This window comes from Duganella zoogloeoides (assembly GCF_034479515.1).
GTDB lineage: Bacteria > Pseudomonadota > Gammaproteobacteria > Burkholderiales > Burkholderiaceae_D > Rugamonas > Rugamonas zoogloeoides.
Window position 1 is genome coordinate 3,511,936 of the sequence record NZ_CP140152.1, and the last position, 11,658, is coordinate 3,523,593.

The window sequence follows — 11,658 nt, forward strand, 5'->3', positions numbered from 1 at the left end:
ACAGCGTGTGATCCAAACGTCATCATATACCTCAACTGCCTTGTTCTCCAGCCTGGTCCAGCAGCGTGCACAGTTGCGGGTACTGGTGCAGCCGCACCATGTGCTCGATGCCGTCGACTACGGCATGCAGTTCGGGTGGCAGCGGTTCCAGCAGCAGCGCCACGCGGGCCAGGTTCAGTTCCTGCAATGCCGCCTTGAGCTGGGCGCGCAGGTCCGGCGCCAGCTGCGCCAGGTCGGTGGCGGCCAGCGGCACGGCGGTGCGCAGACCGGCGCCCTCGGGCGGCGCGGTCAGCAAGCGGCGCGCGCGCTGCATCTCCCGCGCGCTGATGCTGCCCGCCGCCGCCAGCTGCGCCGCGTCGGCCACCGGCGCGCAGATGGTGAACCGGAACGTGGCGCCGGCGCCACGCACCGACTGCACCGACAGCACGCCGCCCATCAGTTGCACGAATTCGCGCGAAATGGTCAGGCCCAGGCCCGTCCCCTCCTTGGCCCCCGGTCCTTCCGCCTGGATGAACGGCTCGAAAATGCGGGTCTGGTCGATAGGCGAAATACCGGGGCCGTCGTCGATCACGGCAAAAGCCAGTTCGCACTGGCCGCCGTCCACCGGCGTGCCGGCCACGCGCAGCGTGACATTGCCCTGGCCGGTGAATTTGACCGCGTTCGACATCAGGTTGAGCAGCACTTGCCGCAGCTTGGTGCCGTCCACCCGCGCCCCCGGTGGCAGGCCGGCGGCGTCCAGCGTCAATTGCACGCCGGTCTGGCCGGCGCGCATGCTCACCATGTCCATTACTTCCTGCAGCACGTCGTCGATGCGCACCGCCTCGGTTTGCAGCGTGGCGCGCCCGGCTTCGATGCGGGACAACTCGAGGATGGCGTTGATCAGCGTGAGCAGGTGTTCGCCGGAGCGGTGAATGATGGCGAGATTGCGCTTCTCTTCGGGCAGCATGTGCTTGGAATCGGCCATCAGGCGCGAAAAGCCGATCACGGAATTGAGCGGCGTGCGCAGCTCGTGGCTCATATTGGCCAGGAAAATGCTCTTGGCCTGGTTGGCTGCCTGCGCCTGGCGTACCGCCACCGACAGCGCGGTGGTGCGCTCGGTGACCAGGTCTTCCAGGTGGATGCGGTGGCGGCGCAGCTCCTGCTCCGCGGTTTTCTGCTCGGTGACGTCGTAGCACACGCCCACCATGCGCGCGGGGCTGCCGTCCGGGTCGCGGAAAATCACCGCCTCGCCGTGCAGGTAATGCAGCGAGCCGTCCGGCCACCGCACGCGGTATTCGCTGTCGAAGTCGCCGGCGCCCGCCAGCGCGCGCGTCAGCAGTTCGTGCAGCGGCACGGCGTCATCGGGATGCACCATCAGCATCCAGTTTTCGACCGCAGACAGGTGCGGCCCGGTGTGGCCATCGGCCAGCCCGTACAAGCGGTGCATCTGCTCGTCCCACACCATGCGGTCGGTATGGATATTCCAGTCCCAGATCCCGATCGAGGCCGCGCTGCTGGCGATCTGCAGCCGTTCCTCGCTGTCGTGCATGGCCTTGTAGCGGCTGTCCATCAATTGCACCATCTCGCGGATCGAGGCGTTGAGGGTGCTCAGCTCGCCGAAGAACCAGTCGCGCGGCGGCAACGCGCCCGGGTTCTGGCCGGCCTTGACGTTGGCGGCATAGCGTTCGATGGTGGTGATCGGCTTGAAGATCATGTGCGACAGCAGCAGGTACAGGCAGAACACCAGCGTCACGTCGAGCACGAAGATCATGCCGGCGATGGTATAGAGACGCTGGCGCAGCTGTTCGATCATCGCCTCTGGCGAGGCGTACACGGTAATGGCGCCGATCAGCTGCCCGGCGGCGACGATGTCGCGCCGTTCCGACAGCAGATCGGGGTTGTCGGGCAGGCGCGTGGTTTCGCGCAGCTGCCCCTGCTCATTGCGGGCAAGGATGAAGGCCTTGCCGCCGGTGGCCGGCGTCACCGCACCGGCATACAGGTCGCGGTTGCTCAAGCCGCTCTTGATGATGGTGGTGATCTGGTTGTCGTCGAAGTTCCAGGCCGGCAGGGCCACGGCGGCAGCCAGTTCGTCGGCGCTGTTGGCCAGGGTCTTGTGCAACTGCTCCCAGCGCTGCGCGCGTTCGAGCGAATAGAAATACAACGCGAAAGTGGCCAGCACCACGGTGACGACGGCGGTCAGCGTGACGCTGACGAAGGTGGCGATCGAAATTCGTCCCGCACGGCGGGCAAGTCGGTGCAGCATCGTTAGATTATCAGCGGGCCATCGGTGGGTGGATGTGAAACGTTGCCCTTGATCATATTGTCAATCCGCGCGGAAGTCCATGCGTATTATTGCTGGCCGGTCTGGATGTGGTCGCAGGCCATCGCCGTGCTGAGGAACAGTTTGCCGTTCAGGTCGCGCAGCAAGTCGCTGTGGCGCAGGCGGTCCATCACCGGCCCCTTCACCTCGGCCAGGTGCAGGCCGATCTTGCGCCGCTTGAGGCTCTGGTTCAGTTCCGCCAGTGCATAGAGGGCGGTGGTGTCGATCGAGCTGACCGCCGTCATCACCAGCAGCAGGTCACGCGCGCTCTGGTGGGTGCGCAATTCGCACTCGATCCGCTCGCTCACCGATTCCACGTTGCCGAAGAACAGATTGGCGTCGATGCGCAGGATCAGCAGCTCCGGCTGGGTGGCGGCCGGGTAGCGCTCGATATTGCGGAAATGCTCGCTGCCCGCGATGCGGCCCAGCACCGCGATATGCGGGCGGCTGGCGCGCCAGATCAAGGTGCCCATCGACAGCGCCACGCCCACGATCACGCCCGCCTCCACGCCCAGCGCCAGCACGCCCAGGCAGGTGGCGGCCCACGCCAGCACGTCGCTGCGGTCGTACGACCAGGCGGTGCGCACGATGCCCAGTTCCAGCATGCCCAATACGGCAACGATGATGGTGGCCGCCAGCACCGGCAGCGGCAGCAATGCCAGCCAGCCGGTGGGCGCCAGCAGCGCGCAGGCCAGCAACGCCGCCGTGATGAGGCTTGCCAGCGGAGTGTTGGCGCCGGCCGCGAAATTGACGGCGGAGCGCGACAGGCTGCCGGTGACGGGAAAACCGCCGGACAGCGCGCTGGCCACGTTGGCCGCACCGAGGCCTATCAGTTCATGGTTGCTGACCAGTTTTTCGTTGCGTTTCTGCGCCAGCGACTGCGCCGCCGACATCGACATCAGGAACACCATGAAGCCGATCAGCAGGCCCGGTTGCAGCAGCGCCGGCCAGTGCGCGCTGGACGTGGCGAGATTGAGCCCCGGCAGCCCGGCCGGCACCGTGCCGGTGGTGCGCACACCCAGGTTGTGCAGACCGGTCGTGGCCATCAGGGCGATCCCGCCCAGCACCACCAGCATCGGCGCGAGCTTGGCGCCGATGTCGGCCGCCGGCGGCGGCAGGCCGCAGGCGCGCAGCACACCGGCCAGGTACCGGCGCGCCAGCAGCAGCAACGCCAGCGAACCCACGCCCAGCAACGCGCTGGGCAGATGCACGTGCAGTTTCAATACGTCGGCGATGGGGACGCCCAGCAGGGTATGTACCTGGTCGAACGCGATCACGATGGCCGAGCCGACGGTGAAGCCGCTCATCACGGGACGCGAAAAGAAATTGGCAAGAAAGCCCATGCGCAGCAGGCCGCACAGCAGCAGAGTGGCGCCGGCCACCAGCGCCAGCTGCGCCGCCAGCACGGCAGCCAGGGTGGAACCGGGAGCGGCCAGCGGGCCGATGGCGGCGGCCGTCATCAGCGAGATGATCGCCATGGGGCCGACCGATTGCGTCATGCTGCTGCCGAACAGCGCATACACCACGGGCGGCATGATGCTGGCGTAGAGGCCGACCACCGGCGGCAGGCCGGCCACCATGGCGTAGGCCATGCCTTGCGGGATCATCATCATGGCCACGACCAGGCCGGCGCTGATATCGCCGGGCAGGAGCGCGCGCCGGTAGTGCTTCAACCAATGCAGCATGCTGGAGTTCGAAAAACGGGGAAAGCGACAGGGTACGCGATAGACCGGGGCCGGTCCAGCGTCAAATGCGTTTTCCGCATTTGTTAATGCGAAAAACGCATAAGCAGAATCAACTCGGGGCGCTTGCCGGTATTTGCGCGCGCACCGCTGCCAGGATTTCCTGCGACAGCGCCTCGTCATCGACTGCGCGGGCCAGTACCATTGCGCCCACCATGGCGGCGTAGGTGGCCAGTGCGTGCTGGCGAATGGCGGCGGCATCGCCCCCTTCACCTGCCAGGCATTTTTCCACCACCGCGACCTGCCCCGCCACCCCGACCGTCATCGCGCTGCGCACGGCCGGTCCCAGGCGCGCCACGTCCGGTCCCAGCGCGGCAATGGCGCAGCCGTTTTCGGGGTGGTCGCGGTGGCGGGTCGAAAGGTATTGCGTGGCGAGTTCGGACAGCCCCCCGGCCGGATCACTGGCAGTCTTTTCCTGCCAGCGCTGCACCGACCGCTGCAAGGCATGCGCCGTGGCCTCGGCCAGCAAGTCCTCTTTCGAGGCGAAGTGGCCATAAAAGCCGCCGTGCGTGAGGCCTGCGCCTTTCATCAGGTCGGCCACGCCGATGCCGTCGTAACCGTTCTGGCGAAACAGCCTGGCGGCGGTTTCCACGATGCGCTCGCGGTTGAGCGCCACTTGTTCCCTGCTGACTTTCATGCGCGGCCTCCCGTTCAAGATGCTTCGATTATACATGACGAAGATAATCTATAGGCCGACATGACCGGCGGCGCCGCGCAAATCCGGGCTTATGTGGCGAAACGCACCGTCAGCGTAAGGGACGGCGCCAATACTGGCAGTTCATTGCAATCGGAGGCAGCATGGACAACCAGCATAATCGAGGTAACCGCAGCGGTGGCAGCACCGGCACGGCCAGCCAGCAGCGCGAAATCCAGCAGCGCCAGGACCAGGCCGACCAGCAGAAAAAACAACGCTCGGGCGGCAGCCAGTCCGGCGAGCGCCAGGGACCGGTGCAAACCACCGACCACGACTACCCCGGCACGCCCCTGCCCGCGCAGCACCTGGCCAAGCCGGGGCTCGAGGCCCAGATGGAACTGCAACCGGAATTCATGGCGCCCGACTACCAGGGCAGCGGCAAGCTCGCAGGCATGGCCGCCATCATCACCGGCGGCGATTCGGGCATCGGCCGCGCCGTGGCGGTGCTGTATGCGCGTGAAGGCGCCGATGTCGCCATCGTCTACCTCGAGGAGGACCAGGACGCGATCGACACCAAGCGTTACGTGGAAGCGGAAGGCCGCAGCTGCCTCCTGATGCGCGGTGACGTGCGCGAGGCGCAATTCTGCCGCGAGGTGGCTGAACAGGTGCACAAGCGCTTCGGCCGCCTCGACATCCTGGTCAACAATGCCGCTTTCCAGGAGCATGCCGAGAAAATCACCGACCTCACCGAGGAACGGTTCGACATGACCATGAAGACCAATGTGTATGGCTACTTCCACATGGCCAAGGCGGTGGTGCCCTTCCTGAAAAAAGGCGGATCAATCATCAACACCGGTTCGGTCGTGGGCCTCAAGGGCTCCGCTCACCTGATCGACTACTCGACCACCAAGGGCGCGATCCACGCCTTTACCATGTCTCTGGCGTCGAACCTGCTGGAACTGGGCATCCGCGTCAATGCCGTGGCGCCCGGCCCGGTATGGACGCCGCTCAATCCGGCCGACCAGTCGCCCGACAAGATCACCGAATTCGGTGCGCAGGCCGACATGCGCCGTCCGGCCCAGCCGCAGGAGCTCTCGCCCGCTTACGTGTTCCTCGCTGCGCCTTCATGCGCGAGCTACATCACCGGCATCGTGCTGCCGGTAACCGGCTCGGTGGGGAGCTGACCGTGGCCGCCCGCGCATTGTGGAAAGGCGCCATCAGCTTCGGCCTGGTGCACATCCCGGTGGACCTGTACACAGCGGTGCAGGAGCACGACCTCGACCTGTCGATGCTGGACCGGCGCGATTTTTCCCCCGTGGGCTACAAGCGCTATAACAAGAAGAACGGCAAGGACGTCGATTGGGACGATATCGTCAAGGGCTACGAGTACGAGGGCGGCGAATACGTGGTGCTCTCCGACGAGGACCTCAAGCGCGCCAACGTGGAAGCCACGGGGACCATCGACATCCAGGCCTTTGTCGATGCGGCCGACGTGCCGCTCACCTATTACGAGCACCCCTATTATCTGGCGCCATCGAAAGGCGGCGCCAAGGTGTATGCGCTGCTGCGCGAAACCCTGCGCAAGGCTGGCAAGATCGGCATCGCCACGGTGGTGATCCGCACCAAGCAGCACCTGTGCGCGCTGGTGTGCATGGACGACAAGATCGTGCTCAACACGCTGCGCTTCGAGACCGAGATCCGCGACAGCGAAGACCTCAAGCTGCCACCCGCCACGCTCAAGGGCGCCGGCATCAGCGACAAGGAACTGAAAATGGCGCTGTCGCTGGTCGAGGGCATGACCGAGGAATGGAACCCGGCGCAGTACCACGACACGTACAAGGAAGACGTGATGGCACTGGTCAAGAAAAAGATCAAGGCCGGCCAGACCAAGACCCTGACCGCGCCTGAGCCGGAGCGCAAGGCGCCCAAGTCGTCGAACGTGGTGGACCTGGTGGCGTTGTTGCAGGACAGCCTGGGCAAACGGCCGGGCAAAGCGTCTGCCAAGGCCAGGCCGACTGCTGCGGACGAAGACGAGGCGGAAGAAAAGGCGCCGGCGCCGCGCAAGCGGGCAGCGGCCACCAAGTCGGCCCCTGCCAAAGCCAAGGCGGCGCCTCGCAAGCCCGCCGCCAAGTCATCGACTGCGCGCAAGGCGGCTTGATGCAATGGCTGGACGAGAGCAGTGCTCCCGTCCATGCCTTCACTTCACTTCTCCGGTTTAAAGTCGAGCATCTTCATCGCCGGGGCCAGTCCCTTGGCCGCCTTGGCATAGCCATCCCACGGCGCATTACCCACGTCCAGCCGCGTGTGCACGGTGGCTACCGTCCAGTGGTCGCCGCCGCGCAGCTCGCCCAGTTCCTCCCAGCTCACCGGCACCGAAATCCCCAGCCCGGGCCGCGCCCGGGCCGACCAGGCGCACGCGGTGGTGGAGCCGCGACCATTGCGCAGGTAGTCGATGAAAATCTTCCCTACCCGGTTGCTTGGCCCACTTTTGAGCACGAAGCGCTCGGGGATGTTGTGCGCCATGTGCGCGACGATTGCCTGCGAGAATGCCTTCACGTCATCCCAGCCATAACCGGGCTTGATTGGCACGACCACGTGCAGCCCCTTGCCGCCGCTGGTTTTTAAAAATGCCGGCAAGCCCAGGTGGTCGAGGAAGGCCTTCATCAGCATGGCAGCCTCCTGCACCTGTTTCCAATCGATGCCCTTGCCCGGGTCGAGATCGAACACCATGCGATTGGGCTTCTCATACGTGGTGGCGTTGGCGTTTTGCGTGTGCAGCTCCACCACGTTCCATTGCGCTGCCGACAGCAGGCCCTTTTGCGTCGCAACTTCCAGCATCGGCGCGTGCCCGGGATCGAGCGACTGCTTGAGGTTCCTGACCCCGTCCATCTTGTCGGTATCGGCGTGCTTCTGGAAAAACAGTTCGCCACCGACACCCGCCGGTGCGCGCACCAGCGAGACGGGACGGCCTTTCAAATGCGGCAGCATCAGCGCGCCAACCAGCGCGTAATAGCGTACTAGGTCGATCTTGGTGGCGCCGGTTTGCTTGTCGATCACGCGGTCCGGGTTGGTGACCTTGAGAGATGCGGGCAGCTTGCGCGCCACCATCGATTCAGTATCGGTATCCGTCACTGCTGGTTCCTCCTTCAAGTGCGCAGGCAACTCACGCACGATGGCCGTGGCCTGCTTGTCCGTGCGCAGCCCCTTGAACACTGCGTGCCGGATCGAGCCGGCGCTGGTCCATTCGCCGAACGCCACCTCCGCCACCAGCGTGGGCTTGAGCCAGTGCGCCTTGCGGTCGATCTCGCGGCTCGCTGCGAACGGGCTTTTTGCGACCGCCAGCTTGTCCATTTTCGCCTTCAGGTCGCGCAAGGCATCGCCATCGAAACCGCTGCCCACGTTGCCTGCATAGCGCAATGCACCATCGGCGTCGTAGGTGCCCAGCAGCAGCGAGCCGAAGCTGCTGCGCGCACCCTGCGGGTCGGTGTAGCCGCCGATGACGAACTCCTGGCGCTGGCCGCATTTGAGCTTGATCCAGCTGCCGCTGCGCCGCGCGGTGTAAGACGCATCGCGCCGCTTGCCGATGATGCCTTCGAGGCCCATGCTGCAGGCGGCAGCGATCATGTCCTCCGGCGCGGCGGCCAGCGCGGCGCTGTAGCGTACCGTGTCGTTGGGGCGTTGATCGAGCACCGCTTGCAGCTGCGCGCGGCGTTCCTCGAGCGGCGTGCCGCGCAGGTCGCGGCCATCGAGGTATGGCGCGTCGAACAGGAAGTAGACGATGTCGCCCGGCGCGTTGGCGTCAAAGGCATTTTGCAGCAGGCCGAAGTCGGGCCGGCCTGCGTCGTTGTGCACGACGATCTCGCCGTCGTACCACCCGGGCGGCAGCTTCATGCTGGTCAGCGCTTTTTGTAGCGGCTGCAGCTTGTGGGTCCAGTCGTTGCCGTTGCGGGTAATCAGGCGAATATCCTTGCCGTCAACGCGCGCCAGGATGCGGTAGCCGTCGAACTTGATCTCGAATAGCCAGTCCTGCGGATTTGACGGCGGGCCGTCCACCAGCGTGGCCAGTTGGGGCGACAGTTTTTCGGGCAGCGCGACTTTGGAGGGCGCCTTGGCCGCTTTTGCAGGTCTGGCTGCCGTTGCAGCCCTGGTGCCGTTCGCAGCTTGAGCAGCCTCGTTGGCGTCGTTGTCCTTGGCGGTCTTCGTGACCTTGACAGTCTTCGTCGCGTTGCTGGCCTTGGCCGCCTTTGTCGCTGCGGCGCCGGGACCGGTATTGGAAGCCTTCGCAGGTACCGGCGTCAACTTGCCCGCCCCCTCGGGCATCGGCAGCGCCTTCACGCTGTCGGGCATTTCGTCGATCACGGAAAATTCGGTGGCCGGCCGCGCATAATCATCCTTCTCCTTGATCAGCAGCCACGGCTCCTGCTTTTCGCCCTTGCCGCGCATGCGCACCAGCACCCAGCGGCCGCGCAGCTTGTGGCCGTGCAGCGTGAACTTGAGGTTGCCGGCGGCGAGGCCCTTGCGCGGGTCATCGAGTGGCCGCCAGCTGCCCTTGTCCCAGATGATCACTTTCCCGGCGCCATATTGCCTGGCCGGGATCGTGCCTTCGAAGTCGTTGTACGAAATCGGGTGGTCTTCCACGTGCACCGCCATGCGCTTGTCGTGGGTGTCGTAGCTGGGCCCCTTGGGCACGGCCCAGCTCATCATCACGCCGTCGAGTTCCAGGCGGAAGTCGTAATGGAGCCGGCTGGCCCAGTGTTTCTGGATCACGAACGCCAGGTGTTCACCGCCCTCGGCGCCGCCTTCGGCCGGTTCCGGGGTGATGGTGAAGTCGCGCTTGGACTTGTAGGTTTTGAGAGAGGCTGTCATGGCTCCAGCGTAGGCCGGACGCCGCGACCATTCCGTGCGATGGCGAACATGTAAGCGATTGTAAAGGCCGTCAACGACAGCGAATCGGGCCGCGTTTTACGCTCAGAGACACGGGAATAGTCCCGGGCCCTATCAACCGAAACGAGGAACTTCATCATGAAAAAACTTATCGCTACCGTGATCGCCGGCCTGTTCGCTACCGCAGCTTTCGCTCAAACGCCTGCCACCACCGCGGCTGCACCAGCTGCCGCCAAGGCCGAGGCGAAGGAAGCCAAGGCTGATGCCAAAGCCACCGCCAAGGAAACCAAGGCCCATATCAAGGCCGATGCCAAAGCCGCCAAGGCAGAAGCCGAAGCCAACAAGGACGTCGCCGTAGCGCAGGCCGATGCCAAAGCCGACAAGGCCGACGCTCACGCCAAGGCCCACAAAACCAAGGCCAAAGCCCACGAAAAAGCGGTGAAGGCCGATGCAGCGGTTACCCCTGCGCCGGTTACCCCAGCCAAGTAATTCAGCATCATTCACCCCCTGACCGGGGTTGGAGCTTGAAGTAAAAACGGACCCTTGCGGGTCCGTTTTTACGTTGAGACCTTCTCGGGTCCAACCTTCGTTACTGCTGCGCCACCGTCTGCGCGGTCGGGCTGTCCCAGCCGCCGCCCAGCGCCCGGATCAGCGCCACCGTGGTTACTGCGCGGTTGCCCCGCAGTTGCACCGCCGTGCGCTCCACCGCCGCCAGGTTGCGCTGCGCGTCGAGCAGGTCGATATAACTCGACCGGCCTGCCGCGTACAGTTTTTGCGCCAGGTCGGCCGAACGGCGCGCCGACACCAGCGCCGCTTCCATCTGCGCGGTTTGTCCCGCCAGGATGCGCAGGCCGGCCAGGTTGTCTTCCACCTCGGCGAAAGCGACGAGCACGCTCTGGCGATACGTGCCGACCGATTCTTCCAGCGCGCCTTCGCTGCGCGTGATGTTGGCCTTGTTGCGGCCACCGTCGATGATCGGCATCGACATCAGCGCCCCCAGCACCCACGAACGGCTGCTCCACTCGAACACATTCGAGAACGACTGCGCCGCCGCGCCGCCGCCGGTGGCGCTCAGGTTCAGCGCCGGGAACATGGCCGCACGGGCCACGCCGATGCGGGCGTTGGCCGCCTCCATGGTGCGCTGCGCGGCAGCGATGTCGGGACGGCGCTCGAGCAGCGACGACGGCAGGCCGGCCGGTACCACCGGCAGCAGCGCGGTATCGAGCAGCGGGCTGGCGCCGGCCGTGTAGCTGGCCGCCGGTTTGCCCAGCAGGACAGCCAGCGCATGCTCGGCCGTCACGCGCTGGCGTTGCAGCCCGATCGCTTCCGAACGCACGGTCGCCAGTTCGGTCCTGGCGCGCGACAGGTCGAATTCGCCGATGTCGCCGAGGTCGAAGCGGCGCTGGTTGACCTTCACATCCTCTTCCCGCGTCTGCACGGTGCGGGCCAGGGTTTCCAGTTCAGCGTCGGTGGCGCGCAGACGGAAATAGGTCTGGGCCACGTCGGCCTGCACCGACAGCAGCACCGAGCGGTAGGTCGCCTCGACCGAGGCGGCATCGTTACGGGCCGCCGCCACGTTGGACGACACGCGGCCGAACAGGTCGATCTCGTAGCTGGCCGACAGGTTGGCGCTGTACGCATTCCCCGGACGGACCGGTGTGCCGTCCGGCAGGCCGAGCGACGGCGCCGAAGCGCGCTGGCGCTGGCCGCCGACGTTGGCGCCCACTTGCGGAATGCGGTCCGCTTCGGCCACGCCGGCGATGGCACGGGCTTGCTTGACGCGGGCGGCCGCCACGGCCAGGTTGGCGTTGGCGCGGGTGGCTTCAGCGATCAGCTCATTCAAAGCGGTATCGTTAAAGGCCAGCCACCATTCGCCGCGCGGCTGCGCTTCGGCCGCTTGCGCCTGTTTCCAGGTGCTGCCGTCGGCAGCGGTCTGGATGTGGGTGGCCACTTCCGACGGCACCGGCGCCTGCGATTCCTTGAAGGCGGTCGGCACGTCGATGGCCGGTTGCTTGAACTCCGGTGCGGCGCATGCGGTCATCAGCAATGCGGCCAGCGCGGGAGCCACGCCTTTGGCGATCATCTGCAGCTTGTTCATA

8 protein-coding genes are annotated in these 11,658 nt (G+C 65.6%); 3 read left to right on the plus strand and 5 right to left on the minus strand.

All coding sequences use genetic code 11. The annotated features are described in order from the left end of the window. Positions 1-31: 31 nt before the first annotated feature. From SR858_RS15480 to SR858_RS15490, 3 genes are all read right to left on the minus strand, one after another. Complete coding sequence (locus tag SR858_RS15480) at positions 32-2,242, minus strand: sensor histidine kinase (protein WP_026636930.1); 2,211 nt, start codon at positions 2,240-2,242, stop codon at positions 32-34. A gap of 86 nt (positions 2,243-2,328) precedes the next feature. Further along, positions 2,329-3,984 carry a SulP family inorganic anion transporter gene (locus SR858_RS15485; protein WP_019919904.1) on the minus strand — a complete coding sequence of 552 codons (1,656 nt, stop codon included), beginning with the start codon at positions 3,982-3,984 and terminating at the stop codon, positions 2,329-2,331. Between the two features lie 109 nt (positions 3,985-4,093). Continuing rightward, positions 4,094-4,678 (minus strand): TetR/AcrR family transcriptional regulator, encoded by a 585-nt coding sequence (locus SR858_RS15490; protein ID WP_019919905.1) that lies wholly within the window; start codon positions 4,676-4,678, stop codon positions 4,094-4,096. Between the two features lie 161 nt (positions 4,679-4,839). Between SR858_RS15490 and SR858_RS15495 the strand changes: the two genes are divergently transcribed. Both SR858_RS15495 and ku read left to right on the plus strand, forming a co-directional pair. Beyond that, positions 4,840-5,859: an SDR family oxidoreductase gene (locus tag SR858_RS15495; protein WP_019919906.1), complete on the plus strand. Its 1,020-nt coding sequence runs from the start codon at positions 4,840-4,842 to the stop codon at positions 5,857-5,859. A 2-nt stretch (positions 5,860-5,861) separates the two neighbouring features. Further along, positions 5,862-6,833, plus strand: a complete 972-nt coding sequence (gene ku, locus SR858_RS15500) for a non-homologous end joining protein Ku (protein ID WP_019919907.1) — start codon at positions 5,862-5,864, stop codon at positions 6,831-6,833. Between the two features lie 44 nt (positions 6,834-6,877). Here ku and ligD read toward each other — a convergent pair whose 3' ends face one another. After that, positions 6,878-9,541, minus strand: coding sequence for a DNA ligase D (gene ligD, locus SR858_RS15505; RefSeq protein ID WP_019919908.1), 2,664 nt, complete (start codon positions 9,539-9,541; stop codon positions 6,878-6,880). Positions 9,542-9,697: 156 nt separating this feature from the next. Between ligD and SR858_RS15510 the strand changes: the two genes are divergently transcribed. Then, positions 9,698-10,048: a hypothetical protein gene (locus SR858_RS15510; protein WP_019919910.1), complete on the plus strand. Its 351-nt coding sequence runs from the start codon at positions 9,698-9,700 to the stop codon at positions 10,046-10,048. A 100-nt stretch (positions 10,049-10,148) separates the two neighbouring features. Here SR858_RS15510 and SR858_RS15515 read toward each other — a convergent pair whose 3' ends face one another. Continuing rightward, a complete protein-coding gene (locus SR858_RS15515) occupies positions 10,149-11,657 on the minus strand; it encodes an efflux transporter outer membrane subunit (RefSeq protein WP_019919911.1) in 1,509 nt (502 codons plus the stop codon). Position 11,658: the final 1 nt, after the last annotated feature.